This is a genomic window from Micromonospora sp. DT228 (genome assembly GCF_049841595.1).
Lineage (GTDB): Bacteria > Actinomycetota > Actinomycetes > Mycobacteriales > Micromonosporaceae > Micromonospora.
Window position 1 is genome coordinate 140,937 of sequence record NZ_JBNCKO010000003.1, and the last position, 25,129, is coordinate 166,065.

The window sequence follows — 25,129 nt, forward strand, 5'->3', positions numbered from 1 at the left end:
ATGATCGAGGACGACCTGCGCGCCGCCTTCACCCGACACGAGACGCTCACCCCGTCGACCGGCCCGTTGCGTGCCGCGATCGACCGGCTGGCGGCACGTCGCCGGCAGCGTCGGCGTCGCTGGCAGGCCGGGGGCACGGCCCTGGCCGTGCTCGGCGTACTGGGCGTCGGGGTGCCGCTGTTCACTCCGGAGCGAGCCGGGTCGCCGCAGGTCGCCGGGGTGGCCGAAGCGTCGGGTCGGCCGCTGACGACGGGAGCTGTGACAGTCCTGCTGCTCGGCATCGACAGCACCGCGCCACGGCAGCAGTTGGCCGACTCGATCCTGCTGGTGCACATCCCGGCCGACCGCAGCCGCCCGTACCTGGTCTCCCTACCCCGCGACCTGAGGGTGCCCGTTCCCGGCCACGGCACCGACAAGTTGAACACCGCGTTCGCGCTGGGCGCCGGCCCTACCGGCCGGGAGACGGCCAAGGGGTACGAGTTGGCCCGCTCGACGATCACGCAGCTGACCGGGGCCCGGATCGAGACCGGCCTGGTGGTGACGTATCCAGGTCTGCGCACACTGACGAACGAGGTGGGCGGGGTGTCGGTCTGCCTGCCCGAGCAGGTGCGCTCGGCCCACACCCGACGGGTCTTCCCGGCCGCGTGCCAGCGTCTCGACGGCGCCGGGGCTGTCGACCTGCTCCGCCAGCGCTACGGGCTGCCCGAGGGCAGCCAGGACCGCGACCGCAACGCCCGACTCTTCGCGACCGGGCTGATCCGGTCGGCCTCCGAACAGGGCGTGCTCACGAATCCGGTACGACTCGCCACGCTGCTGAGCGCCGTCGGACCGGGTCTCGCCGTGTCACCGGGTGAGGCCACCATGCTGGACCTGTTGCGGCTCGTCCCGACGCTGCGCTCGGTGGAGCCGGTGGGGCTCAGCCTGCCGGTGCACGAGGCGGAAGGGCCCAGCCACTATCTGGAGGCGGACCCGACGCTCGCCCCGGAGTTCCTGACCGCACTGCGCGAGGATCGGCTCGGCGACTGGGTGACCCGCCACCCGAAGCTCGTGGACGGCGCTCGCTGAACGCTCAGCGGTAGTCGTCCTCGTCGGGCTGACCCATCGTCCCTCCCGGGGGTCTCGGGGCACGGTTCCCACCCACCGTACGGGCTGGGCCGGCACCGCGCCCGGAAGCGGAGTAGGCGGAATCAGCCCTCGACGCCGCGGCCCGGTGCCAGGATGGTGCGGTGGGCTTTCTCATCCGACTCGCGATCACCGCGGTCGCTCTGTGGATAACCACGCTGATCGTGCCCGGGGTCGACGTGCACGGCCGCTCGGGTGGCAACACCGTGCTCACCCTGATCGTGGTGGCGCTGATCTTCGGCGTGATCAACGCGGTGCTCAAACCGATCATCCGGGTGGTCGGCTGCGTGTTCTACCTGCTGACCCTGGGCCTGTTCGCGCTCGTGGTCAACGCGTTGCTGTTCCTGCTCACCGACCGGATCGCCCGCGGGCTCGACCTGCCGTTCCAGGTGGACGGATTCTGGCCGGCGTTCTGGGGCGCCATCGTGATGACAGTGGCCACCTGGCTGATCAGCGTCATCGTGCCGGACAACCTGGACCGTCGGTGAACGGCTAGCACCCGGGTCGGTTGTTCCGGCACACCTCACCTACGGGATACTTCCGGGCGGAGGACAGCGCGGTCCGGCGCACAAATGAACAACAGCGGCCAGCACGGCCGAGAGTGGTAAGTAAGGAGCGCATCACATGCCCATCGCTTCCCCCGAGGCCTACGCGGAGATGCTGGACCGCGCCAAGGCTGGCCGGTACGCGTACCCCGCGATCAACGTGACCTCCTCGCAGACGCTGAACGCGGCGCTCAAGGGCTTCGCCGACGCGGAGAGCGACGGCATCATCCAGGTCTCCACCGGTGGTGCCGAATACCTTTCCGGCCCCTCGATCAAGGACATGGTCACCGGTGCCGTGGCGTTCGCCGCGTACGCGCACGAGGTCGCCAAGAAGTACTCGGTGAACATCGCCCTGCACACCGACCACTGCCCGAAGGACAAGCTGGACAAGTTCGTCCGTCCGCTGATGGCCATCTCGCAGGAGCGGGTGCAGCGCGGCGACGAGCCGCTGTACCAGTCGCACATGTGGGACGGTTCGGCCGTGCCGGTCGCGGAGAACCTCCAGATCGCCGCCCAGCTGCTCGACGAGGCCGCCAAGGCCAAGATCGTCCTCGAGATCGAGGTCGGCGTCGTCGGTGGCGAGGAGGACGGCGTCGAGAACGCCATCAACGACAAGCTCTACACCACCACCGATGACGGCCTGGCCATGGTCGAGGCGCTCGGCCTCGGCGAGAAGGGCCGCTACATGGCGGCGCTGACCTTCGGCAACGTGCACGGCGTCTACAAGCCGGGCAACGTCAAGCTCCGTCCGGAGATCCTCAACCAGATCCAGGAGGCTGTCGGCGCCAAGTACGGCAAGGACAAGCCGCTCAGCCTGGTCTTCCACGGCGGCTCGGGCTCCCTGCTGAGCGAGATCCGGGAGGCTCTCGACTACGGCGTGGTGAAGATGAACATCGACACCGACACCCAGTACGCCTTCACCCGGCCCGTCGCGGACCACATGCTCCGCAACTACGACGGCGTGCTGAAGATCGACGGCGAGGTCGGCAACAAGAAGCAGTACGACCCCCGCGCCTGGGGCAAGGCCGCCGAGGCCGGCCTGGCCGCCCGGGTCGTCGAGGCGTGCGAGCACCTGCGCTCCACCGGCACCACGATGACCAAGTAACGACGCACCACAACGGCCGGCTTCCCGCGGGGGAGCCGGCCGTCGTCGTTCAGGCGGTGAGCAGGCGGACGGCCTCGTGTACGTCGTCGGTGAGGTGGATCGTCGAGGACAGGTCACCGAACGGCGACGCGGCCAGCAGCGGGCGCAACAACGCCTCCACCGGCAGCTCGGAGGTCCAGTAGCCGCGGTCCAGGAAGATGTACGCGCCGCTGGCGCCGTCGGTGCCGTAGTAGGTCTTGGTGGCCGCCTGGAACACCTCCTGCACCGTGCCCGCCCGCCCCGGCGCGAAGACGATGCCACCCCGGGCGAGCCGCAGGATGGTGTCCTCCCGGATCGCGTTCGAGAAGTACTTGGCGATCCGCCCGGCGAACAGGTTCGCCGGCTCGTGTCCGTACAGCCAGGTCGGGATGGCCAGCCCACCGGCCCGCGCCCAGCCGAGGTCGTCACCACGTTGCCGGGGCACGCCCGCGTAGCGCTGCCGCACCGCCAACGCCGTGGCCGTGTACCGGTGGTGGTCGGTGAAGTCGGGCGCCCCGGACAACCTGTCGATCGCCTCGGTCAACTCGGCCGCCGGCCGGTCCGCCAGGTAGGCGCCGAGATTCGCCGCCTCCATCACTCCCGGACCGCCGCCGGTCACCACCAGCCGGTCGGCCCGCGCCAGCTCCCAACCCAGCACGGCAGCCATCCGGTACGGCGGGCTGCCCCGCCGCACCGCGTGCCCGCCCATGATGCCCACCACCGACTGCGGCCCGTGTCGGGCCAGCCAGGTCCGGGTGGCGTCGGTCAGCGCGTTGTCCACGCCGTGGTCGTGCAGTCGCTGACCCAGCGCCTCCTTGACGTCCGGCAGCGCGCCGCCGTGCACCCGGTAGTGGTCGTACACCCGGGTGTCGTACATCCCGGCGAACCCGCCCTCGGCGAACCCGGCGGCCAGCTCCTCCGGGGTGTAGAGGTGCGACGGCTGGGTCGGGTACGGCAGCCCCGAGAACGGCGGTACCACGTTCGCGCCGCGCCGGACCAGGTCGGCCCCGACGTCCCGGGAGGCGAACCGGCATCCCACGAAGAGCGTGCCGGCGACCTCGATGCCCCCCAGGTCGGGCACCGGCGCCAGGTCGAGGCGCAGGCCCTGCACGGTCAGCCCGGTCAGTCGGCCGGTGGCCAACTGCCGATCGAACTCGTCGCGGGTCTGGATCTCGTCGGCGTGCAGGTGCGGCTCGATGACGTCCGCGGGAGGTGGGGTCGGCACCCGGCCATCCTGCCCGTCCGCCGTGGGCCGCCAAACCTCGGGCCTGGGGTGAAACCGACAGGAGCCCGGCGACCGTGGCCACCGGGCTCCTGCGTAACCGGTTCCTGGGGAGGCTCCGGACCATTAGTTGTAGTGGAAAACACTCGGCGGCGGCATAGGCCGCAGGCGTGATGAACTCCTCAGCCGTTCAGCGGAACGCGTCGGCCGACCCGCTCGCGTGTCGCCCTGTCCAGCGGGTTGAATGGGGCGATGCAGAACCTTTTGCCAGAGCCACCGGCCACCCGCCTGCCCGCGAACGACGAGGCCGACGCCGCCCTGGCTGCCGCCGAGGAGGCCGGCACCGAGGAGGCGTACGCAAGCGTCGCGGCCGGCTTCCCCACCTACAGTGCGGCCTGGGCGGAGCTCGCGGCCCGGTCGTTCGCCCAGGACCAGGTGGTGACGGCGTACGCCTACGCGCGCACCGGCTACCACCGGGGCCTCGACCAGCTGCGCCGCAGCGGGTGGAAGGGGCACGGCCCGGTGCCGTGGTCACACGAGCCCAACCGGGGCTTCCTCCGCTGCCTCTACGTGCTGTCCCGGGCAGCGGGCGAGATCGGCGAGGCCGACGAGGCGGCCCGCTGCGCCCAGTTCCTGCGTGACTGCGACCCCGAAGCGGCGGACGCGCTCGCGAGCAACTGACCCCGATCCGACGGCCGGCCCGACATCGGGCCGGCCGTCGGCCATTCACAACCCTTCGGCGACCGCGGCGGCGATCTTCAGCCAGGCGTCGCGGGTGGCCGAGGAGAGCCCGCCGTACCGGATCGGCTCGCCGGTGTCGATGAGCCGCTCGTACGGGGCCAGCAGCACCGCCCGGGTACGGGCCGCGAAGTGCTCCTGGATGGCCGGCAGGTCGATCTCCTTGCGCGACGGCGGCATCGACACCACGGTCACGGCCTGGCGGACCAGCCGCTGCCGGCCGCTCTGCTCCAGGTGGTCGAGCATCCGAGCGGCCGTCTCCGCGGAGTCGTTACGGGCCGACATGGTGACCACCAACTGGTCGGTGGCGTCCATCGAGGCCTGCCAGTTCTGCGCCCGTACGTTGTTGCCGGTGTCCACGAAGATCAACTTATAGAACCGGCTGACCACCTCGCGGATCTCGGCGAACGCGGCAGCGGTAAGCATCTCACCACCGGTGGCCGACTCGTCCGAGGCCAGCACGTCGAACATTCCCTCGCCCTGCGAGCGGACATACTGCGACAGGTCACCGACGCGCCCGTGGGCGCCCTGGAACTGCCCGAGATCCCGCAGCATGTCCCGCACGGTGCGGGAGTGGAAGTCCTGCTGGGCGCGCATCCCCAGGGTGCCCTGGGTCTCGTTGTTGTCCCACGCCAGCACGTAGCCGCCGCGCTTCTGACCGAACGTCATGGCGAGCAGCAGGATGGCCACCGTCTTACCGGCGCCGCCCTTCGGGTTGACCACAGTCACCTGCCGCAGCCCGCCGAAGTTGCGGCGCACCATCTCGATGTCGCGCCTGAGCTCCTGCTCGTGCCGACCGGGAGACAGCCGGAGCAACCCCATCTTGTTGACCACCGCGCGGACGCCCATCGTCGCCACCGGGTCGGCGGGCCGGACCTGCCGCCGCCGGGTGAAGTCCTCGGCGGTCGGTACCGCTGTCTCCTCCGGCGTCCAACTCGCCTCCGGGTACGCGGTCGCCTCCGGGTACCCGGAGGCGGACACCCGGGTCACTCCATCGGCCTCCGGATAGGGCTGCCCAGCCTGGACGCCTGGCGCGCCCTGCTGCCACGGCGGTGGGTACCAACCCGGAGACGGCGGAAACGGCCCGGGCGGTGGAGTCACCGGCCCGGCCTGCTGGGGAGCCTGCTGCGCCAGGTTGCTGAAGTACGTCAGGTCCGGCGGCGGTGGAATCTCCACGGGGCCGGCCTGGCCGGGGATCGCCGGGGCGACCGACGGGCCCGGGTACGCCGGATCGGGGCCGGAGTGCGGCGGCTGCGGTCCGGGCGGCACGGGAGGCGGTGGCATCGCGGCGGCCTCGTCGTGGGCCGGCGCGGACGCTGCCGCGGGACGCTGCGGCGGGTAGGCCCAGGGCGACTCGGTGGGCCGTCCCACCCCGCCGGCAGATCCGTCCAGTCCGGTCCCGTCGACCTGGGGCACGGGCACTGCCGCTGCTGGGTCTGTGGAGGTCGGGGTTGCGCCGTTCGGGCGGTCGGAAGGCGTGTTCTTCGCGCCCGTGGGGTGGTCGGTGGGCGTGCCCGCCCCTGTGGGGTGGTCGGTGGGCGTGCCCGCCCCCGTGGGGCGGTCGGCGGGCGTCGAGGCTGCGGTGGGGTGATCCAGGGTGAACGGCAGGTCCAGGTCCACGCTCCCCGGAGGGATCGGCGAGGCGGCGGCGGTCGGACCCCAGTCGCCAGCCGGTGCCTGCGCCGCCCCGGCCGCGCTGCTGGCCGCTCCGGCGCTGCTGGTCGCTCCGGCGGCGCCGCTCGTCGTCCCGGCGGCGGGGCTCGTCGTCTCCGGCTGGCGCACCGGCGACGCGGTGCCGGTGTGTGATGTCACAGCACGCGCCTGGGCGGTGCCACTGCCGGCCGGGCCACCGGTGCTGGTCGCGGAGGCGCCGGGCGCCCCCGGTGTGCCCGTAGGGCCGGGCGCCCCAGGTGTGCCAGTAGTGCCGGGCGCCCCGGACGTGGCCGTAGGGCCGGGTGCTGCTGGCATGGCCGTAGTGCCGGGTGCCCCGGGAGTGAGCGGCGTGCCGGGAGTGAGCGGCGTGCCGGGGGGCAGCGGCATGCTCGGGGTCGGCGGTGTCGACGCGGTGGCCGGTACTGCCGGGTCGGTCGGCGGCCAACTGGGCTGAGCTGGTGCCCAGCCGGACCCGGCGGCGGACGAGCCGCCGACGCCCCAGCCGCCGGGCGCCGGGACGGCACCGGAGAGTGACGGGTAGTCGGACGGCGAGGGCGGCGACTGGGCTGGGGCCCCGGGTTGCCCGGGAACCGGTGACCGGCCGATCGGCGGCGCGGCCACCGGCGGCGTCACCGGCCCCGGCGCGACCGACGACGGAGCACCCCGCTGTTGGGCGACCGCCGCCCACGGCGGCACCGGGTCACCCGTGCCGTGGTCGGCCGGATCGGGTGGCCAGAGTGGTTCGATGTCCCGCTCTGGCACCGGCTGCTGGCCGTGCACCTGCGCTCGGTCGGCGTTCTCGTCCATTACGGCCCCTCCCAGTCCTCCTGCGAGGATAGGCCCATCCACCCGGACGGGGCCGTCGCCGCAGTCGGGCTGCCGCTCGGCACGGTTCAGGATCAGATCGACCGGCACGGTCCAGGATCAGATCGACCGGCACGGTCCAGGATCAGATCGACCGGCACGGTTCAGGATCAGATCGACCAGACCGCCCAGGCGCCCGGCTCGATCCACCAGGAACGCTTTCGGGTCAGTTCAGCCTCGACACCATCGTCGAGGTAGGGGACCTTCCCCTCCCGGGGTAGCACCGAAACGGCCCGCCCGCGGGCACGCCGCACCTCGAGACGGACGCGCTTGCGGCCCAGCGCCGTACGGACGACCACTGGCACGGCCACCGCGACCTCGATCCGGCCGTCGGCCGGGTCCGGCGCGGCCAGCAGGAGCACGTCGTCGAGCGTCGCATACCCGCCGGCGTTGCCGACCACGCAGGCCAGCAGCGGTTCGTCACCGTTGCTGAGGACGGTGTCGTCCACCTCCACCCGGGCCCGCCAGTGCAGCGGCCGGCCGGCGTCGTCGGCGGCGCCGAGCAGCGCGCCGTCCAGGGTCACCGAGCCACCGTCGTTGCGCAGCAGGTCGAGTCGCCGTGCCGTGCCGTCCACCACCGCGGCGGCCACCGCCGCCGGGTCACGCGGCAGCCCGAGCTGCGCGGCCAGGTCCCGGTGGGCGCCGCCACGGGCCGGATCGAGCGGGAGTACGGCCACCGGCGGCAGGTCGGGCAGGGTCCGGTTGCCGGGCAGATCCGCCGGTCGCTTGCTCGGCGCGGGAGCGTACCGCCGGACCAGCCGGCGCAGCACGGCGCGCAACTGCCCGTCGCTCGCCGTGGCGACGACCAGCCGGGTCTTGCCGTCCAGGTCGGGCCAGGTGAGGCCGTCCGGGCGGGCCGGACCGTCGAGCCGGGCCAACACCGCGTCGATCTCCGCGTCGGAACGGGCGGTGACCATCTCCACCCGGGCGCCCCTGGCGATCAGCGCGTCCGAGCAGGCCAGCACCGGCACCCGGGGCCGCTCGGTGGCGCACCGCTCGGTGTCGCCGCCGGCCCGGGTGTCGCCGCCGGCCCGGGTGTCGCCGCCGGCCCGGGTGTCGCCGCCGGTCTGGGCCGGGGAAGCCGGGCCACTGTCGGTCTGCTTCGTCGGGTCGGTTGCGGACTCGGTCGCGCCGCCGCAGCAGGCCCCGCCGCTGCCACAGCCCCCGGGAGCGTCCCGCTCCGAACCGAGGGTGAGCAGCACCACGTCGTACACGGAAGGAGCCTCCTGCCTCTCGACGCGACCCCTGCCGGCCACGCCGTCATTACTTGTTAACCTGACACCCCGGGCTCGCCAACCGGTCGCCACCTGGCACCCGAGCCTTCTGGAGGCGGAAAAGATGCCAGCGATCGTGCTCATCGGCGCTCAGTGGGGCGACGAGGGCAAGGGCAAGGTTACCGACCTGCTGGGTGAGCGGGTCGACTACGTCGTGCGCTACTCCGGTGGCAACAACGCCGGCCACACGGTGATCACCCCTGACGGCCAGAAGTACGCGCTGCACCTGATGCCGTCCGGCGCGCTCTCGCCGAACGCGATGATCGTCATCGGCAACGGTGTGGTGGTCGATCCGAAGGTGCTGCTCGCCGAGATCGACGGCCTGGCCGAGCGCGGCGTCGACGTGTCCCGGCTTCGGATCTCCGGTGACGCGCACCTGATCATGCCGCACCACCGGGCACTGGACCGGGTGATCGAGCGTTATCTCGGCTCGTCGCGGATCGGCACGACCGGCCGGGGCATCGGCCCGGCGTACGGCGACAAGGTCGCCCGGATCGGCATCCGGCTACAGGACCTGCTCGACCCCGGCATCCTGCGCAAGAAGCTGGAACTCGCGCTGCGCGAGAAGAACCAGATCCTGTTCAAGGTCTACAACCGCAAGGCGATCGATCTCGAGGCGACAGTCGAGGAGTACCTGGCGTACGCCGAGCGGCTCAAGCCGTACATCGCGGAGACCCGGGCGATGCTCTGGGACGCCCTGGACCGGGGCGACACGGTGCTGCTGGAGGGCGCGCAGGCCACCATGCTCGACATGGACCACGGCACGTACCCCTTCGTGACCTCGTCCAACCCGACCGCCGGTGGTGCCTGCGTCGGCGCCGGCATCCCGCCGACCGCGATCAACAAGGTGATCGCGGTGAGCAAGGCGTACACCACCCGGGTCGGCGCGGGGCCGTTCCCGACCGAGCTGTTCGACGCCAACGGCGATCACCTGCGCAAGATCGGCGCGGAGTACGGCACGACCACCGGTCGGGAGCGTCGGTGCGGGTGGTTCGACGCGGTCGTCGCCCGGTACGCCTGCCGCCTCAACGGCGTCACCGACCTGGTCATCACCAAGCTGGACGTGCTCACCGGCCTGCCCAAGGTGCCGCTCTGCGTCGGCTACGAGATCAACGGCGTCCGGGTCGACGACATGCCGATGAGCCAGACCGACTTCCACCACGCCACGCCCGTCTACGAGGAACTCGACGGGTGGTGGGAGGACATCACCAAGGCGAGGACCGCCGAAGACCTGCCGGAGAACGCCCGCCGCTACATCGCCCGGGTAGAAGAACTCTGCAACACCAAGGTGAGCGTCGTAGGCGTAGGCCCAGGCCGAGAAGAAAACGTAGTCCTCCACCCCCTCCTCTAGTCGGCCCCGTTGATCATGAGGTTGACGGGTTGTTCGATCTACAAAGATCCCGTCAACCTCATGATCACGCGCAGCGGGTGGGTGCTGTTTTCCACAGGGTTGTCCACAGGGGTGGTGGCTGGTCGGATGGGCGGCCAGCGTGGTTCCTGTGGATCGCGCAGACCTTGTTCGCTCGAAGGCGGCCGCTCAGGATGGCTTGATCACTCGAGCGCAGGCACAGAAAGCCGGATTCAGTCGACACGACATAGATCATCTGGTGGCCGTGGGTCGGTGGTGGCCGCTCGCTCGAGCGGTCTATCTGACGCGTCGTCGGTCCGGTGCACCACCTGCTCGCCGGTGTCGTATTCGTGCCGCATTGCTCTCGCTGGGCCCGCACGCTCACGCCGTGTTCGGCACCGCGGCTGAGTTGCACGGCATCGCCGGCCTGCCGCGTCGGGACGAGATTCACGTGGGGTTGCCGGGTCGGGTGGCCAAGCTGGCGCGGGTGTCGGATCCCGCGATCGTGCTGCATCAGCTCGAACGCGCTCCACGTGCGGTGACGCAGGTGAACGGGGTCGCGGCTACGGAGCCACGGCTGACCGTTGCCGAGATCATCTTGCGGGAACGTCGCTACGCGGCGGTCTCGGTGCTCGACTCCGCGCTCAATCGGGGGCTACTCACAACCGAATGCCTGGCAACTATCCCAGCGTTGATCCGAGGTCGGCGAGGCGCGGTCGCAGCACGTGGCTACCTTGCCGAGGCTGATGGTCGGGCACAGTCTCCATTGGAAACCCGCTCTCGGCTGCGATGTGTCGACGGGCGGGTCCCCCCGGACACCCTCCAACTGGAAGTGCGCGACGACGACGGGTATCTGCTCGGCATCGGCGACCTGGGCTGGAACGTTCCAAGGGTGATCGCCGAAGCGGACGGCCGGGACGCACACGGCTCACCCGAGGCCGTCTTCGCCGACCGCCGCCGCCAGAACCGCCTGGTCAATGCCGGCTGGACCATCCTCCGCTTCACCTGGCAGGACACCCTCCACCCCGACTACATCCCACACACGGTCCGCCAGGCGATCGCAGTCGCTCATTCCCGTCGATCATGAGGTTGACGGGCTAGTGGATCACTAGAACGCCCGCCAACCTCATGATCAACTGGGCTGGAGCGGTGGGCAGTAGGATGCGGGATCGTGCGGGTTCTTTTGGTGGGTGGTGGCGGGCGGGAGCATGCGCTCGCGCTCGGGCTGGTGCGTGATCCGGCTGTTTCGGCGCTGACTGCCGCGCCGGGCAACCCGGGGATCGGTTCGGTGGCTGAGCTGCGGACCGTGACTCCGACAGATCCGGCCGCGGTCACGGCGCTGGCCGTGGAGACCTCCGCCGACCTGGTGGTGATCGGCCCGGAGGCGCCCTTGGTCGCCGGGGTCGCCGACGCGCTACGTGCCAAGGGGATCGCCGTGTTCGGCCCCTCCGGTGCGGCCGCTCAGTTGGAGGGTTCCAAGGCGTTCGCCAAGGACGTGATGACCGCCGCCGGCGTGCCGACCGCCCGGGCGTACGTCTGCACGGACGAGGAGAGCACCGCTCGGGCGCTCGACGAGTTCGGTGCCCCGTACGTGGTGAAGGACGACGGTCTCGCCGCCGGCAAGGGTGTGGTGGTGACCGACGACAGGTCGGCCGCCCTCGCGCACGCCGCCGAGTGTGGACGGGTCGTCATCGAGGAGTTCCTCGACGGCCCGGAGGTCAGCCTCTTCGTGGTCACCGACGGCGAGGCGGCCCTGCCGCTGCTGCCGGCACAGGACTTCAAGCGGCTCGGCGACGGCGACACCGGGCCGAACACCGGTGGCATGGGCGCGTACGCGCCGCTGGCCTGGACTCCCGCCGGCCTGGTCGACGACGTCATGCGCGACGTGGTCCACCCGACGCTCGCGGAGATGCGCCGCCGGGGCACCCCGTTCGCCGGCCTGCTCTACGTCGGGCTCGCGATCACCGCCGCCGGCCCTCGGGTGATCGAGTTCAACGCGCGCTTCGGTGACCCGGAGACGCAGGCGGTGCTCGCGCTCCTGGAGACCCCGCTGGGCGGGCTGCTGCACGCGGCGGCCACCGGGACGCTGGCCGAGCATCCGCCGCTGCGGTGGCGGGACGGCAGCGCGGTCACCGTGGTGCTGGCCGCGCCGGGCTACCCGGCCGCGCCGCGCACCGGCGACGTGATCACCGGCGCGGACCGACCGGGCATCATCCACGCGGGCACCGCCCGCCGGGCCAGCGACGGCGCGTTGCTCTCCGCCGGGGGTCGGGTCCTCTGCGGTACGGCCACCGGGTCCGATCTGGCCGCCGCGCGGGACGCCGCGTACGCGCTTGTGGACGGGGTGGAGTTGGCCGGCTCGCAACACCGCACCGACATCGCCGCCGCCGCGATCGACGGCCGGATCACGATCCCGAGCTGACTCCCCGCGTCGGTGGGTGGGTGCCTCGACCGCGAACGCCCGCGGTGCGGGTCGGGCTGATCGAGAGTTCTACCCCGGTTCCGGGCCGTAGCTCGATGCCTCCGCGCCGGCGGAGCGGATCGGCGTGCCGCGCGGCCATCGTGTCCGCCATGCTCCGGTGCCGTTGAACGACACCCTGAAGCTGGGCGTCCCGTGCACGATCTGCCACCACCACGGCCCGCCGACAATCCACGTGCCGTATTGATCGATCATCGACCTGGTCGAGCGTGTCGACCGAAGGGGTAGATGAGCCAGTCTGGTGAGGTTGTCGCCCGCGAGGGGCAACCCGGCGTTGCTCCGGCCACGACTTAGCGGTGTCGGAGGCACAGCGACGGGAGGAGTGGAGATGCGGGTTTGCGAACGATCACCGTGCTGTCGGTTGCCGGTGGGAGGACAGGTCCGAGGATGCCACTGAGCCGGATACCGGTCGAGCGGTCTTCGGCCGACGCCGACTACACCGAGTGTGTTCGGGTCGGTCTGCCGCAGTGGCGCCGGACCGCGTACCTGATGTGCGGTGACTGGCATCAGGGCGACGACATCGTGCAGCGGGTGCTCACCGAGCTGTACCGCAACTGGCCCCGGGCGCGGCGCGCCGACAACCTGAATGCGCTGGTCCGGACGATGTTGATGCGGCGGTTGATCGACGAGCGGCGACGTGGCTGGGCTCGGGTGTTGCTCACCGACCTGCTGCCGGAGCGGCCCGCACCGACCGCCCCGGATGCCACCGAGCGGCTCGATCTGGTGGCGGCGTTGCGCCAGGTCGCGCCGCGGCAGCGGGCGGTCCTGGTGCTGCGGTTCTTTCAGGACCTGACGGTGGAGGAGACGGCTCAGGCGCTGGGCTGCGCGCCGGGCACCGTCAAGAGCCAGACCGCCAAGGGGCTGGCGACGCTGCGAGGACTGCTCGGCCCCGCCCGAAGTGACGTGCCGACCGCCATGCGGACCGGCCCGGCGAGTGGCATGCCGTCCAACGTGTTGGCCCACGGGAGTTGGCAATGATCGATGAGATGGATCTGGCGCGGTTGATGCGCGCCGAGTTCGAGGCGGCCGAGCCGCCGTCCGCCGTGGTGGACGTCGAGCGGGCGATGACCGCCGGGCGGCGGCAGCGCTGGTACGCACGCAGTGCGGGCGCCGCACTGGCGGTGGTCGCGGTGGTTGTCGGCGCTGTCACGGTGCCGGGCCTGGTCGCGCCGACGGACGGGTCACCGTCACTGGGCCCGCTCGACACCCCGGCCCCGCTGGAGCCGTCCGCCGAGCCGCTCGACACGTCCCGGATCCCGGCCGCGTTGGAGACGATCGATCCGACCATTCAGTACGTTCGGTTCGGTTGGTTGCCGTCGGGCCTGGCCGGGCTGAGTTACTCGGCGGGTCTGTCGCAGGGTGACACGCGTGTCATTCTGAGCGGAGATGACGGCGACAAGCAGAGCTCGGCGGGGGTTTCGGTCCACCTCTACCCGAAGGGGGTGACGCCGAAGGCGCCGCAGGTCATGGGCATCGACCAACGGGCGCCAGTGGTGAGCACGGCGCCCGCACCCGATGTGCGGGGCGAGGCGGCGACCTTCACCGTCTACGACGTCGACGGCGACACTGACCGGCTCTCCCTCCGCTGGCAGTACGCCCCGGACGGCTGGGCCACTGTCGATGTCACACCCTGGGCGGCGGGGCAGGATCTCCGCGAGACCGCTCTGCACGTGGCCCAGACGCTCAGGTTCAGTACGACCGAGCGGCTGCGGATGCCGGCCCAGGTCACGGGGTTGCCGCAGCGCCTTCGGCCGATCTATGCCAGCGTGGACGGGCCACTGACCCCGGACGGCTGGCGGTGGTACGCCGGCGTCACGTACAGCGCCGAAACCTCCACCGCGGCTCACAGTAAGGCGGGGGCGAGGACGCTGGACGTCAGCTTCTCCCCGTACCTGAAGATGACCGACAAGATTCGCGCCGAGTTGGACGGGAAGGTGTTGTACGAGCCGCCGAACACCACAATCCATGGTCGTCAGGCGTCCTTCTACGCTGCCGGTGATCCGGACTGGTCGGAGCGGCTGGAGGTGCTCGACGTGCGGGGGATGGTGGTCCGGATGGACGCACGCCGCGGCGCGCTCGACGAGCAGGGCACGAAGGGCCTGTTCTCGCACCTCGACCTCGCCGGGGCCAAGCCCGACTGGCGGCCCTCGCTGATGGTCGACTGACGGGCGTGGTCACCGCCCCGGAACTCGCCGGTTTTCGCCGACGGTTCCGGGGCGGTCAGCCGTAGTAGCGGCGTAGCTCTCGGCTGAGCACCTTGCCGGTGGCGTTTCGGGGCAGGTATTTCACGAGGATCACGTCCCGGGGGACGGAGAATCGGGCCAGGTAGTGCCGGACGTACTCGCGTACCGCCTCGGGGTCGAGCGTCTCGCCCGGGTGCAGGGCGAGGAACGCGGACAGTCGCTGGCCGTACTCGGCGTCGGGTACGCCGATCACGGCCGCCTCGCGCACCTGGGGCAGTTGGGCGAGCAGGTCCTCCACCTCGGACGGGAAGACGTTCTCGCCACCGGAGACGATCATGTCGTCGGCCCGGCCGTCGACGAAGAGCAGCCCGTCGGGGTTGAGCCGGCCGAGGTCACCGGTGTCGAGCAGACCGTCGTGGGTCTCCCGGCTGGCACCGGAGGTGTAGCCCTCGAAGAGCATCTCGTTGCCGACGAAGATCCGCCCGACCTGGCCGGGCGGCACCGGCTGCCCGTTGTCGTCGAGCAGTTCCAGCCGGGTGCCGTGGGGTGGCCGGCCGGCCGTGGTGGGTGCCTGACGCAGATCCTGGGGAGCCGCGAGGGAGGCCCAGGAGACCTCGGTGGAGCCGTAGAGGTTGTACAGGACGTCGCCGTAGACGTCCATGAACCTGGGGGCGAGCCCGCCGGGCAGGGCGGAACCGCTGACCGCGACGACCTTGAGCGAGGGGCGGGGGTCCGGCGCGGGGGTCTCCAGGAGCCGCTGCACCATCACCGGCACGGCGAACAGCGCGTCACACCGGTGCTCGGTCAGGGCGGTGAGTGTGGCGACCGGGTCGAAGCGCCGGTGCAGCACGATGGTGGCCCGTAGCGCGAAACACACCTGGAGGGCGGCGAACCCCCAGGTGTGGAAGATCGGCGCCGCGATCATCACCCGGTCCCGGGCGTGCAGTGGGATGCGGTCGATGATGGACACCAGCGGGCCGAAGCCGCTCGGCGTGGGTCGGCGGGCACCCTTGGGCGCACCTGTGGTGCCGGAGGTGAGCACGATGATCCGGCCGTCCCGTTCCGGCGGGTGCAGGTCACCCGGCAGCGCCCCGGCGACCAACTCCTCGCGGGCCCGTTCGTCGAGGCGTGGCAGCTCGGCCGGGAGGCCGAGGACCCGGTCGGCGAACTCGTCGTCGTGCACCAGCAGCCGCAGCCGCTGCTCCTCGGCGACGGTGCCCAACTGGGCGGCGGAGAGCCCGGTGTTGACGAGCACGGCGTCGACGCCGAGCAGGGTGGCCGCGACGATCGTCTCGATCAGCCCGTGGTGGTTGCGGCAGAGCACACCGATCCGGTCGCCGGCCTGGATGCCGAGCCCCGCCCGCATCGAGCGGGCCATCCGTTCGGCCCGGTCGAGCAGCTCGTGGTACGTCAGCTCGACGCCGTTCTCGTCGATGACCGCCGGCCGGCCGGGGTCCCGGGCGGCTGCCTGGCGCAACTCGCCGCCCAGGCTCCATCCCCACGTCCGCAACGCGTTGAGCTGCGCGGCGACCCGGACAGGGCTGCCGGGGGTGAGCAGTCCACGACGGGTCAGCGTGGCAATGATGAACGGCAGGTCCATGCCGCAGACCTCCTCGGGGTGGTGCGCGGACGGGGCAGCGGTTCTCCCCGTCCAGCAGGGCGTCTTCCTTGATCATGCACTGGGTGCGACGGAAGGCCCAGTTCACGTCCGCGCGGGGTGACGAAGACGGCACAGAAGGTGGAATCCGCTGCCCTGCGGCCCTGCGAAGCCGCCCTGGTCGGCGTAGCCACGAGTCGGGTCCTACCTGGCCGTTAACCAAACAATGCAAGAACTGGTGGAAATAGGCGAATCTGTAATCGCCTCGGTCGCGCCGAGCCGGGGCGATTCAGTGAGAATAAACTGTTCCTACAGACCCGCCGCGTATGTTCGTGAACGAAGACATGCGGTGGAAAGGCGAAATGTTCGACGCTGAGCGCTGTCGTATTCGTTTCCATCGCCCAGGTGGCGCTTCCCAAAATTTGGAGGTTCGGTGAGCCTGTTGAAAAATCGTACTCTTGCCGCCGGGGCAGGAATCGTCGTAGCCGTGACTGGCTCTCTCTTCGCGATTTCTTCGCCTGCCTCTGCGGACTACGCGTGCCCGGCGAGGCAGGTGTGCTTCTTCCAGGATAAGAACGGCCATGGGAGCCCGGCCACGCTGGCGGGTCTGGTCCAGGGTGGCGGCGGTGTCGCGAACTTCTCTGATCACAAGTTCCACAACGGTGTGGACCTCAATGACCAGGCGTCCTCCGTATTCAACAACACCAACCAGTACCTCGGGGTCTTCGAACACAACAACTACGGTGGGCGGTGGCAACGGGTCAAGCCGTACGGGTGGGCCAATTTCGGGGGTGATGTCAAGAATGACAGCGCCTCGTCCGCCCGGTTCGTCGACGAGGGGTGCACGCCAGGGCCGGAGTGGTGCCTCTAGGCCCACGGCGTCGGGCCTGGATGTCGGGCGCGCCTAATCGTCGCGGCCAAGTGGCAGAGCGAGGGCCGGAATACGCGGCCCTCGCTCTGCGGCCCCTATGGAACAGCGATGCTTCCCAGCGAGCCGCCCGACCGACGGTCGGACCAGGGGCGGGCCGGTCAGCGGATCTGCATCCCGGAGATCGCGCGGGAGATGACGAGTCGCTGGATCTCGGAGGTGCCCTCGAAGATGGTGTAGATCTTGGCGTCGCGGTACCAGCGCTCGACCGGGTGGTCCCGCAGGAACCCCGCACCGCCGAGCAGTTGCACCGCCTTCTCGGTGACCGACACCGCCACCTCGCCGGCCTTGAGCTTGGACATCGATCCCTCGCCCGCGGTGAACGGGCGGTTGTTGCGGCCCATCCACGACGCGCGCCAGACCAGCAGCCGCGCCGCGTCGATCTCCATCCGCATGTCGGCGAGCGCGAACGCCACCGCCTGGTTCTCGATGATCGGCCGTCCGAACTGGACCCGGTCCTTCGCGTAGTCCAGGGCGTACTCGTAGGCGGCCCGCGCCACGCCGAGCGCCTGCGCGCCGACAGTGGGTCGGGTCAGCTCGAAGGTGCGCATCGCGGCCTGCCCGGTGGCCCGCTGGCCGGCGCGGGCCCGGTCGAGGCGTGCCAGCAGGGCGTCCCGTCCGCCGAGCAGGCAGCGGCCGGGCACGCGTACCCCGTCGAGGAAGACGTCGGCGGTGTGGGACGCGCGGAGGCCGAGTTTGCGCAGCTTGCGGGTCGCGGCCAGGCCGGGGGTGCCGGGGGGTACGACGAACGCCGCCTGCCCCCGGGAGCCGAGCGAGGGGTCGACCGAGGCGGTGACCACGTGCACTCCGGCGATCCCGCCGTTCGTGGCGTACGCCTTCTGCCCGTTGAGCACCCACTCGTCGGTGGCCTCGTCGTAGACGGCCCGGGTGCGCATGGCGCCGACGTCGGAGCCGGCCTCCGGCTCGCTTGAGCAGAACGCGGCGACGGCGGGCGAGTCGACGTCGCCGAAGCACTGCGGCACCCACTCGACCAGCTGGTCCGGGGTGCCCGCGCCGTAGATGGCGGCGACGGCGAGCGAGGTGCCGAAGATGGAGAGGCCGATGCCGGCGTCACCCCAGAAGAGTTCCTCGCTGGCGATCGGCAGCGAGAGCCCGGTCGGGTCGGCCCAGCAGGTGGCGAGGAACTCGAAGCCGTAGAGGCCGACCTTTGCGGCTTCCTGGATCACCGGCCACGGGGTTTCCTCGCGCTCGTCCCACTCGGCGGCGGCCGGGCGCACGACCTCGGCCGCGAAGCCGTGCACCCAGTCGCGGAGATCCCGCTGTTCCTCGTTCAGGTCGAGCGAGAAATCGGCCATGTCAGGCCTTGGGGATGTCGAACAGGTTGGCGATGTTGGCGGCGAGGCCGAGGTCGCCCTTCGCCTTCAGCTTGCCGGTCATGAACATCATCACCGGGTTGGCGCCACCGGAGACGATCTTCAGGAACTCGACCGGGCCCATGGTCAGGCTCAGCTTCGGGTCGTGCTGCGGGGTCTCGTTCACCACGCACTTGCCGTCGGCGATGGCCACCTCGTAGGTGTCGCTGCCGCCATCCGACCGACCGGTGATGATCCAGTGGATGACCGCGTTCGTGGAGCCGGCCCGGTCCGCGCGGAACAGCGACGGCATCCGGCCGAACACCTCGCCCAGGACCTTGCCACGCAGGTCACCGGACATCACCTGGGCGATCTTGTCGTCCGGGGTGGACTTGACCAGCTGGGCGAACTCCTTGGGGCCGACGTTGGCGAAGTTGGCCGGGTCGAAGTCAGTCATCAGGTGCGCCTTCCGGAAGATATGTCTACTCGTGCGTAACCCTACGCACGAGTAGGTATGCTCGCAAGGTGTCCACGCCGCCCGCCTTCAAGCGCCTGCCACGTGCCGTTCGTGAGCAGCAGATGCTTGACGCGGCCGTCAAGGTCTTCTCCCGGCGCGGCTACCACGCCGCCAGCATGGACGAGATCGCCGAGGATGCCGGCATCTCCAAGCCCATGGTGTACGCGTACCTCGGCACCAAGGAGGAACTCTTCGTGGCCTGCCTGCACCGGGAGGGCACCCGGATGATGCAGGCCATCGCCGGTGCCGCCGCCCCCGACCTGCCGGCAGACGTTCGACTCTGGCGAGGGTTGAAGGCGTTCTTCGGCTTCGTGGGCGCGTACCGCGACGGCTGGGCCGTGCTCTACCGGCAGGCGCGAGGTGAGCAGCCGTTCGCCGGCGAACTGGCCACCATGCGGGCCCGGTTGGTCGAGGTCGTCGCCGGGATGCTCGACCACGCCCTGCGCGCCGAGGGCCGCGAGATCACCGCCGTCGACCTGGAGGTCGTCGCGTACGCCCTGGTCGGCGCGACCGAGTCGCTTGCCGACTGGCTCGCGGACCACCCGGAGGCCGATCCGGAGAAGACCGCCACCCGGATGATGAACGTGGCCTGGCTGGGCGCCGGCCAACTCCTGCACGGCGCCGTCTGGCGTCCGGCCGCCGACTGACCGCCCCGAGGTCAGCGCACCGCCCGGCCAATCGAGGTCGGCGCACCAACCCGGCCGTCCAGGGTCACGGCACCGGCACCCGGCTCGCCGGCGCGGTCGCCGACGCCGACCGCGCGGGTCGCCGACGCCGGCCGAGCCAGCGGACCACCTCGACGATCGTCGTCACCCCCAGGGCGAGGCCCAGACCGAGCAGGAGCCCACGCAGCGGGTCCTGCTCGAAGGCCATCCCGCCGAGGTATCCCACCAGCCCGGAGTAGAGCCCCCACGAGCCGGCGGCGAGCGCGTCGAAGGCCAGGAAGCGTCGCCGGGGGTAGCGCACCGCGCCCATGGTGAGGGTGACCGCCGTCCGGCCGCCCGGCACGTAGCGGGCGACCGTGAGGATGAGACCTCCCCGGGTGGCGATCCCCCGACGCGCCCACTCGATGGCGCGCCTGCGCCGACCCTCGGGCGGAAGCCGGTCGAGCAGTCGCGTGCCACCACCCCGCCCGATGGCGTACGAGATGTGGTCGCCGATCAGGGCCCCGGCCGCGGCCATCAGGATCACCGCGGGGAGGTACGGCGCACCGGAGGCCGCGAACACCCCGGCGGTGATCACCGCCGTCTCGCTCGGCACCACCGGAAAGAAGCCGTCGAGCACCGCGATCGCGAAGATCGCCAGGTACACCCAGGGCGAGGACATCGTCTCGTGCAGCAGGTCGAGCAGATCCATGCCCCCGATGCTGGTGCGGGTGGCGGCTCCCGCCATCGGCCAGTGGTCAGCCGGACGCCACTACTTAGGTCTGGATCGTCCCGTACGACGGGTAGGGGTTGTCCCCCACCGCACCCGCATCCGACGCGCGGGGGCGGCCAGAGCTGCCGACGACGCCCTACGCTCCCAGCGTGGGCCCCCGCACAGTCGCCGTCCAGCGGTACGCCCCGCTGCTGCTCGCCGTCCTGGTCGCCACGGCCGTCTTGGCCAGCGCGACAGGTGACCTGGGAGTCCGCTCGCCGCTGCCGGGCGCGGCCGTGCTGACGCTCGCCGTGGGCTCGGGTTGGGCCGCCAGCACGGTCCGGACCCGTCGCTGGCCGTTGTTCCTGGCCGCGGCGGTCGGCTGGTTGGTGCTCGCCGCCGCGGCCGCCGGAGTGGTCGCCTCGTACCAGGCGGGGTTGCGGTTGCGGGGCCGCCGGCTCGCCGGCTATCTCGCCGGTGCGGCGGTGGTGCTGGCCGGCGGGGTGCTCGTCGGGTTGGCGGTGGGCGGTGTACGCCGGATCACCACCGCCACCACCGGCAACGTCGTGCTGCTTGCCGCCGGCCTGGTCGGGCTTCCGTTGGTGTTCGGTCTCTGGGTGCGGGCACGCCGGGACACGCTCGCCGCCCTGCGGGACCGGGCCGAGCGGTTGGAACGTGAACAGGAGGCCCGCGCCGACCGGGTCCGCGCCGAGGAGCGGACCCGGATCGCCCGCGAGATGCACGACGTGGTCGCCCACCGGGTCTCGCTGATGGTGGTGCACGCCGGGGCGCTGGAGGTGACCGCGGCCGACCCGGCGACAGTCGAGGCCGCCGCGTTGATCCGGACAACCGGGCGGGAGGCCCTCACCGACCTGCGCGAGGTGCTGGGCGTGCTGCGGCAGGCCGGTCCGACAGTGCTGCCGGAGCGAGGGCTCGACGCGTTGGACGAACTGATCGAGGAGTCCCGGGTCGCCGGGCTGCGGGTGCACCGGCGGGACGAGGGAGTTCCGACGGCGCTACCGGCGACGGTGGGGCGCACCGCGTACCGGGTGGTCCGGGAGTCGCTGACGAACGTGCGTAAGCACGCCGCCGACGCGGAGACGACCGTGTGCCTGCGTTACCTGCCCGACGGGCTGGAGGTGCGGGTCCGTAACGGTCCGTCCGGGGGCGGCCGGTCCCTGCCCGGTGCCGGACAGGGGTTGCTCGGGTTGTGCGAGCGGGTGGAGTTGCTTGGCGGGCGGCTGGAGGCGACGCCCGTGGACGGCGGCTTCCTGGTTCGCGCCCTGATTCCGCTGGCGGGTGCACCGTGATCCGGGTGGTGGTTGTCGACGACGAGCACCTGCTCCGCGCTGGCCTCCGGCTGATCCTGGAGGCGGCCGAGGACATCACGGTGGTGGGTGAGGCGGCGGACGGCGTTGGAGCGTTGGAGCAGGCCCAGCGGTTGCGTCCCGACGTGGTGCTGCTCGACGTGCGGATGCCGGGAGTCGACGGGCTGACCGTAGCGCCCGACGTGGTCGCCGCCGGATCCAAGGTGATCATGTTGACCACCTTCGACCTCGACGAGTACGTGCACCGGGCGCTGCGGGCCGGGGCGGTCGGCTTCCTGCTCAAGGACACCCCGCCCCGGGACCTGGCAGCCGCCGTCCGCACGGTGGCCGCCGGGAACGCGATGCTCGCCCCGACTGTCACCCGGCGCCTGATCAGCTCGTTCGCCGAGCGTGGCCCGGCCCGCCGGGAGGCGGCTCGACAGCGGCTGGCACCGCTGACCACGCGGGAGTTGGCGGTCGTCCGGGAGGTGGCCCGCGGGCACGGCAACGCGGAGATCGCCAGGCGGTTGACGATGAGCGAGGCCACCGTGAAGGCACACGTCAGCCGCGCGCTGGCGAAGCTGCAGGCCGGCAACCGGGTGCAGCTCGCGATCCTGGTGTACGACGCGGACCTGCTGTGAGCTGGCCCGCGGCGGGTCAGTCGCGGGTGCCGGCGCGGCGGCGCGTCCGTTGGCGTGTCCAGCGGATGCCCTCGATGCCCAGCGTGACGAGCACCGAGAGGCCGAGCCCGGCGAGGACGCCCTTGATGGGGTGGCGCTCGAAGGCCAGCCCACCGAAGTAGCCGAGCAGCCCGCAGTACAGGGCCCAGGTGACCGTCGCGATCGCGTCGTAGAGCAGGAACGACCGGCGGGGATACCGGACCGCGCCCATGGTGAGGGTGACCGCCGTCCGGCCCCCCGGCAGGTAGCGGGAGGTGGTCAGGATCAGCCCGCCGCGCCGGTCCAGCGCGCGTCGGGCCCATTCGGAGCTGGCCCGCCGTCGGCTGCCGTCGGGAAACCCGGCGAGCCGGTTCGCGCCGCCGCCGCGCCCGATGGCGTAGGAGATGTGGTCGCCGGCGCAGGCGCCCACCGCGGCGGCGGCGATCACCCCCGCCAGGTTGGGATTTCCGCCGGTGGAGAGCACGGCGGCGGTGATGACGGCCGCCTCGCCGGGTACGGCGGGAAAGAACGCGTCGACCGCGGTCAGCCCGAAGATCAGCAGGTACACCCATGGTGAGGTGACGAGCTGTCGGAGCAGGTCGAGCGCGGAGTCCATGCCCCCATGCTCGCCGGGCACGACCGGTCCCGGTGCCGAAGCGGCGGTATAGGGAGGGTCGGGTTAGGCCGAGTGGACCAGGGCTGGTGGGGTTAGCAGGGAGCCGTGGGGGGTTTTGTCGTCGGCGGTGGGGCCGTGCGAGGTCAGGACCACGGGGGTGGCCAGCTCCGTGCTTATCGCCTCGGCCCAGTTGCCCGGTGGGTCGTCGTAGTGCGGGCGGGAGCGCAACAGGCTGGCGGTGAGCGCGGCCTGCCGGTCCAGGTCACCGGGTGGGCCGGGGGTGAGCCGGTCGGTGGTGTCGTAGCGGCGGCAGATCCGCAGGTCGGGGCCGGCCAGGTCGAGGTGGGTCAGCGCCAGGCCGTCGACCCCGCCGGCCGCCGCGAGGGCGTACCGGTGGGCGACCGCGTCGAAGTGGCCGAACCGGAACCGGCCCTGCCACGGGTTCGTGGCGTTGTGCGCGTCGGTGAACGGCAGGCTCAGGTCCTCGGTCACCAGCGGACCAGCTCCGTGCCGGGTGGTGACGATCCGGAGCACCCCGATCCGGGTCGCGTCGCCGGACTGCCCCGCCTCGGCGAGCAGGCCGTCCACGTTGGCGAAGGTGGTGGTGCTCCACGTGGTGTACGGGTGGAAGCCGTGCCACTCGTCGAGCAGCACGCCCTGCGCGCCCTCGAAGACGCAGGTCCCGGCGCGCAGCGCCCCGGCCAGCCAGCTCTCGTCGACGATCGCGACCCGCCCGGCGAACCCGGTGAACGCGGGCAGGCAGTCCTCGACAGGTGGCGCCTCCAGTGGGCCCAGTTCGGCGGTCAGCCGGTCCCGCAGGGCGGTCAGCCGGCGGCGCAGCAACGCCGGACGGTGGCAGTCGCCGACCCGGGGCGCGTCGTCCGGGTGGGCGAGACCGTACGCGACGGCCTCGCCCACCCCGAGCCCGCAGGAGCCGTGCCGGTCGGCTCCCCGGGCGATCTCCCGGGCCCGGTTGGCGGCCCGGTGGTACGGGGTGGCGAGCAGCGCGTCGGAGTCGACGGTCAGCCGGTCGAGCGCGTCGGTCACCCCGACAGTGGCGAGATGGTCGGCCTCGGCGGCCAGCGCCAGCGGGTCCACCACCACGTGCCGCGACAGGTGCGTACGAACCCCGGGGCGGAACGTGCCGGCCCCGAACTGCGCGAACGTGTGGTGCCGCCCGTCGCGCAGCACGACGTTGTGCGCCGCCTGCGCGCCCCCGTTGAAGCGGACCACCGTGTGCACGTCTCGGGTGGCGCAGAGCCAGTCCACCACCGTGCCCTTGCCGGCGTCGCCGTAGCCGAGGTCGACCACCGCCACGTGCCTCACAGCCGGGTCACCCCGCCGGTGGTGTCGGTGAAGGTGGGCAGCGTGGACACCTCGGCCCGCCGTCCCCGGCCGAGGCGGGCCAGGGCCTTCGAGACGGTGCCGGTGGCGCTGGAACCGGCGTGGTCCAGGTGGCGCAGGCCCTCGTCCAGGTCGATCGCCTGCTCGCCGAGGCCGATGGTGAGCGCGATGGTCTCGCAGACCGCGTCGAGGTCGTCGAGCACGACGGCGTTCTGCCCGAGCAGGTCCCGCCAGAAGTCGAGCACCTTGGCGTTGCCGGCGTAGTGGCTGCCGGCGGGGAGCAGGTAGTAGGTGTCCCAGCGGCGGGTCACCTCGTCGACGACCTGCCGCAGCGGCACGTCCTCGGCCAGGTCGTCGCCGATCAGGCGGGCCACCTCACGAGCCTTCACCTGCTGGTACGCCAGCTCGTCGCCGATGATGAACAGGTAGCCGCGCCGGCCGCGCTTCTCCCAGTTGTCGGTGGCGGTGTGCCGGGCCATGAAGTACATGGCCAGCTCGTACGACTCGCTCATCTGCCCGCCGCCACCGCCCTCCAGGACGATCCGGCCGAGGTCGTCGTCCATCCGGTTGTCCGACTCGAACTGGCCGACCTGCAGCGGCACCCGATCGCAGGTGGCGTCGCCGATCGCGCCGAACATGATCTGCGGGTCGCTGGCGTACCCCTGTCGTTGCAGCAGGCCGAGCAGTTGCGGCAGTTTGGTCTGCAGGACGCGCGGCACGTTGCGCATCGAGCCGGTCACGTCGAAGAGCACCGCGACGGGGGTCGAGCGCGGGTGCTCGTCGGAGTCGCGGCTCTCGCGCATCGCGTCGCGGGGGTCGAGCGCGGCGTGCACGGTGCGCGCCCCGCTGTCGCTGTAGGAGAACGCGCTGCGGCCGGTGGAGCGCCGGTAGCGGTCGGCGGCGTCGTACACGTCGGTGGACCAGATTCCACTGCCCATGAC

Annotated in this window: 23 protein-coding genes and 1 pseudogene; 14 read left to right on the plus strand and 10 right to left on the minus strand. The window is 71.6% G+C overall.

Annotation, left to right across the window (positions count from 1 at the left end; all coding sequences use genetic code 11):
- The 3 genes from ACLQ29_RS07345 to fbaA all read left to right on the plus strand — a co-directional run bounded on the left by ACLQ29_RS07345 (position 1) and on the right by fbaA (position 2,772).
- On the plus strand, positions 1-1,065 hold the full coding sequence (locus ACLQ29_RS07345) for an LCP family protein (protein WP_425770894.1): 1,065 nt from the start codon (positions 1-3) through the stop codon (positions 1,063-1,065).
- 161 nt (positions 1,066-1,226) lie between these two features.
- Positions 1,227-1,610, plus strand: coding sequence for a phage holin family protein (locus tag ACLQ29_RS07350; protein ID WP_425770895.1), 384 nt, complete (start codon positions 1,227-1,229; stop codon positions 1,608-1,610).
- Positions 1,611-1,746: 136 nt separating this feature from the next.
- The gene (gene fbaA, locus ACLQ29_RS07355) at positions 1,747-2,772 is read left to right on the plus strand and encodes a class II fructose-bisphosphate aldolase (protein WP_357555146.1); all 1,026 of its coding nucleotides are present in this window, start codon (positions 1,747-1,749) and stop codon (positions 2,770-2,772) included.
- Positions 2,773-2,821: 49 nt separating this feature from the next.
- Here fbaA and ACLQ29_RS07360 read toward each other — a convergent pair whose 3' ends face one another.
- Positions 2,822-4,015: an LOG family protein gene (locus ACLQ29_RS07360; protein ID WP_425770896.1), complete on the minus strand. Its 1,194-nt coding sequence runs from the start codon at positions 4,013-4,015 to the stop codon at positions 2,822-2,824.
- Positions 4,016-4,264: 249 nt separating this feature from the next.
- On the opposite strand from ACLQ29_RS07360, the gene ACLQ29_RS07365 reads away from it, so the two are divergent.
- A complete protein-coding gene (locus tag ACLQ29_RS07365; protein WP_425770897.1) occupies positions 4,265-4,693 on the plus strand; it encodes a DUF3151 domain-containing protein in 429 nt (142 codons plus the stop codon).
- Positions 4,694-4,738: 45 nt separating this feature from the next.
- On the opposite strand, the pseudogene ACLQ29_RS07370 reads toward ACLQ29_RS07365, so the two are convergent.
- Positions 4,739-5,827, minus strand: a pseudogene (locus ACLQ29_RS07370) (MinD/ParA family ATP-binding protein); the annotation flags it as partial.
- A gap of 520 nt (positions 5,828-6,347) precedes the next feature.
- On the opposite strand from ACLQ29_RS07370, the gene ACLQ29_RS07375 reads away from it, so the two are divergent.
- Complete coding sequence (locus ACLQ29_RS07375; protein WP_425770898.1) at positions 6,348-6,857, plus strand: hypothetical protein; 510 nt, start codon at positions 6,348-6,350, stop codon at positions 6,855-6,857.
- A 520-nt stretch (positions 6,858-7,377) separates the two neighbouring features.
- On the opposite strand, the gene ACLQ29_RS07380 is transcribed toward ACLQ29_RS07375, so the two are convergent.
- Entirely contained in the window at positions 7,378-8,481 is a 1,104-nt protein-coding gene (locus tag ACLQ29_RS07380) for a hypothetical protein (RefSeq protein WP_425770899.1), read from the minus strand.
- Positions 8,482-8,605: 124 nt separating this feature from the next.
- Between ACLQ29_RS07380 and ACLQ29_RS07385 the strand changes: the two genes are divergently transcribed.
- The 5 genes from ACLQ29_RS07385 (at position 8,606) to ACLQ29_RS07405 (ending at position 14,533) form a co-directional block, all read left to right on the plus strand.
- The gene (locus tag ACLQ29_RS07385) at positions 8,606-9,892 is read left to right on the plus strand and encodes an adenylosuccinate synthase (protein ID WP_393365326.1); all 1,287 of its coding nucleotides are present in this window, start codon (positions 8,606-8,608) and stop codon (positions 9,890-9,892) included.
- Positions 9,893-10,040: 148 nt separating this feature from the next.
- Complete coding sequence (locus ACLQ29_RS07390) at positions 10,041-10,976, plus strand: hypothetical protein (RefSeq protein WP_425770900.1); 936 nt, start codon at positions 10,041-10,043, stop codon at positions 10,974-10,976.
- Positions 10,977-11,060: 84 nt separating this feature from the next.
- Positions 11,061-12,311 (plus strand): phosphoribosylamine--glycine ligase, encoded by a 1,251-nt coding sequence (purD, locus tag ACLQ29_RS07395; RefSeq protein WP_425770901.1) that lies wholly within the window; start codon positions 11,061-11,063, stop codon positions 12,309-12,311.
- 444 nt (positions 12,312-12,755) lie between these two features.
- On the plus strand, positions 12,756-13,346 hold the full coding sequence (locus ACLQ29_RS07400) for a SigE family RNA polymerase sigma factor (protein WP_425770902.1): 591 nt from the start codon (positions 12,756-12,758) through the stop codon (positions 13,344-13,346).
- Positions 13,343-14,533 carry a hypothetical protein gene (locus ACLQ29_RS07405; RefSeq protein WP_425770903.1) on the plus strand — a complete coding sequence of 397 codons (1,191 nt, stop codon included), beginning with the start codon at positions 13,343-13,345 and terminating at the stop codon, positions 14,531-14,533. Before ACLQ29_RS07400 ends, ACLQ29_RS07405 begins: the two co-directional genes overlap by 4 nt.
- Before the next feature lie 55 nt (positions 14,534-14,588).
- On the opposite strand, the gene ACLQ29_RS07410 is transcribed toward ACLQ29_RS07405, so the two are convergent.
- Positions 14,589-16,151 carry an AMP-binding protein gene (locus ACLQ29_RS07410; protein WP_425770904.1) on the minus strand — a complete coding sequence of 521 codons (1,563 nt, stop codon included), beginning with the start codon at positions 16,149-16,151 and terminating at the stop codon, positions 14,589-14,591.
- A 430-nt stretch (positions 16,152-16,581) separates the two neighbouring features.
- On the opposite strand from ACLQ29_RS07410, the gene ACLQ29_RS07415 reads away from it, so the two are divergent.
- Positions 16,582-17,019, plus strand: a complete 438-nt coding sequence (locus ACLQ29_RS07415; protein ID WP_425770905.1) for a peptidase inhibitor family I36 protein — start codon at positions 16,582-16,584, stop codon at positions 17,017-17,019.
- Between the two features lie 158 nt (positions 17,020-17,177).
- Here ACLQ29_RS07415 and ACLQ29_RS07420 read toward each other — a convergent pair whose 3' ends face one another.
- Positions 17,178-18,392 carry an acyl-CoA dehydrogenase family protein gene (locus ACLQ29_RS07420; protein WP_425770906.1) on the minus strand — a complete coding sequence of 405 codons (1,215 nt, stop codon included), beginning with the start codon at positions 18,390-18,392 and terminating at the stop codon, positions 17,178-17,180.
- A 1-nt stretch (position 18,393) separates the two neighbouring features.
- On the minus strand, positions 18,394-18,846 hold the full coding sequence (locus ACLQ29_RS07425) for an SCP2 sterol-binding domain-containing protein (protein WP_393365339.1): 453 nt from the start codon (positions 18,844-18,846) through the stop codon (positions 18,394-18,396).
- 68 nt (positions 18,847-18,914) lie between these two features.
- Between ACLQ29_RS07425 and ACLQ29_RS07430 the strand changes: the two genes are divergently transcribed.
- The gene (locus ACLQ29_RS07430) at positions 18,915-19,553 is read left to right on the plus strand and encodes a TetR/AcrR family transcriptional regulator (RefSeq protein WP_393365341.1); all 639 of its coding nucleotides are present in this window, start codon (positions 18,915-18,917) and stop codon (positions 19,551-19,553) included.
- 64 nt (positions 19,554-19,617) lie between these two features.
- On the opposite strand, the gene ACLQ29_RS07435 is transcribed toward ACLQ29_RS07430, so the two are convergent.
- A complete protein-coding gene (locus ACLQ29_RS07435) occupies positions 19,618-20,262 on the minus strand; it encodes a DedA family protein (RefSeq protein ID WP_425770907.1) in 645 nt (214 codons plus the stop codon).
- Between the two features lie 170 nt (positions 20,263-20,432).
- Between ACLQ29_RS07435 and ACLQ29_RS07440 the strand changes: the two genes are divergently transcribed.
- Positions 20,433-21,572: a sensor histidine kinase gene (locus ACLQ29_RS07440; protein WP_425770908.1), complete on the plus strand. Its 1,140-nt coding sequence runs from the start codon at positions 20,433-20,435 to the stop codon at positions 21,570-21,572.
- Entirely contained in the window at positions 21,569-22,210 is a 642-nt protein-coding gene (locus ACLQ29_RS07445; RefSeq protein WP_425770909.1) for a response regulator, read from the plus strand. Before ACLQ29_RS07440 ends, ACLQ29_RS07445 begins: the two co-directional genes overlap by 4 nt.
- 16 nt (positions 22,211-22,226) lie before the next feature.
- On the opposite strand, the gene ACLQ29_RS07450 is transcribed toward ACLQ29_RS07445, so the two are convergent.
- The 3 genes from ACLQ29_RS07450 to ACLQ29_RS07460 form a co-directional block, all read right to left on the minus strand.
- The gene (locus ACLQ29_RS07450; RefSeq protein WP_425770910.1) at positions 22,227-22,844 is read right to left on the minus strand and encodes a DedA family protein; all 618 of its coding nucleotides are present in this window, start codon (positions 22,842-22,844) and stop codon (positions 22,227-22,229) included.
- Positions 22,845-22,907: 63 nt separating this feature from the next.
- Positions 22,908-24,170 carry an adenylosuccinate synthetase gene (locus tag ACLQ29_RS07455; protein ID WP_425770911.1) on the minus strand — a complete coding sequence of 421 codons (1,263 nt, stop codon included), beginning with the start codon at positions 24,168-24,170 and terminating at the stop codon, positions 22,908-22,910.
- Positions 24,167-25,126 (minus strand): hypothetical protein, encoded by a 960-nt coding sequence (locus tag ACLQ29_RS07460; protein ID WP_425770912.1) that lies wholly within the window; start codon positions 25,124-25,126, stop codon positions 24,167-24,169. Before ACLQ29_RS07460 ends, ACLQ29_RS07455 begins: the two co-directional genes overlap by 4 nt.
- Positions 25,127-25,129: the final 3 nt, after the last annotated feature.

Bases quoted from the DNA above. Each gene is read 5' to 3' on its own strand.
- ACLQ29_RS07450 (WP_425770910.1), bottom strand. From the start codon at position 22,844: ATGGACTCCGCGCTCGACCTGCTCCGACAGCTCGTCACCTCACCATGG.
- ACLQ29_RS07435 (WP_425770907.1), bottom strand. From the start codon at position 20,262: ATGGATCTGCTCGACCTGCTGCACGAGACGATGTCCTCGCCCTGGGTG.
- ACLQ29_RS07425 (WP_393365339.1), bottom strand. From the start codon at position 18,846: ATGACTGACTTCGACCCGGCCAACTTCGCCAACGTCGGCCCCAAGGAG.
- ACLQ29_RS07400 (WP_425770902.1), top strand. From the start codon at position 12,756: ATGCCACTGAGCCGGATACCGGTCGAGCGGTCTTCGGCCGACGCCGAC.
- ACLQ29_RS07385 (WP_393365326.1), top strand. From the start codon at position 8,606: ATGCCAGCGATCGTGCTCATCGGCGCTCAGTGGGGCGACGAGGGCAAG.
- ACLQ29_RS07410 (WP_425770904.1), bottom strand. From the start codon at position 16,151: ATGGACCTGCCGTTCATCATTGCCACGCTGACCCGTCGTGGACTGCTC.
- ACLQ29_RS07365 (WP_425770897.1), top strand. From the start codon at position 4,265: ATGCAGAACCTTTTGCCAGAGCCACCGGCCACCCGCCTGCCCGCGAAC.
- fbaA (WP_357555146.1), top strand. From the start codon at position 1,747: ATGCCCATCGCTTCCCCCGAGGCCTACGCGGAGATGCTGGACCGCGCC.
- ACLQ29_RS07460 (WP_425770912.1), bottom strand. From the start codon at position 25,126: ATGGGCAGTGGAATCTGGTCCACCGACGTGTACGACGCCGCCGACCGC.
- ACLQ29_RS07420 (WP_425770906.1), bottom strand. From the start codon at position 18,392: ATGGCCGATTTCTCGCTCGACCTGAACGAGGAACAGCGGGATCTCCGC.
- ACLQ29_RS07345 (WP_425770894.1), top strand. From the start codon at position 1: ATGATCGAGGACGACCTGCGCGCCGCCTTCACCCGACACGAGACGCTC.
- ACLQ29_RS07405 (WP_425770903.1), top strand. From the start codon at position 13,343: ATGATCGATGAGATGGATCTGGCGCGGTTGATGCGCGCCGAGTTCGAG.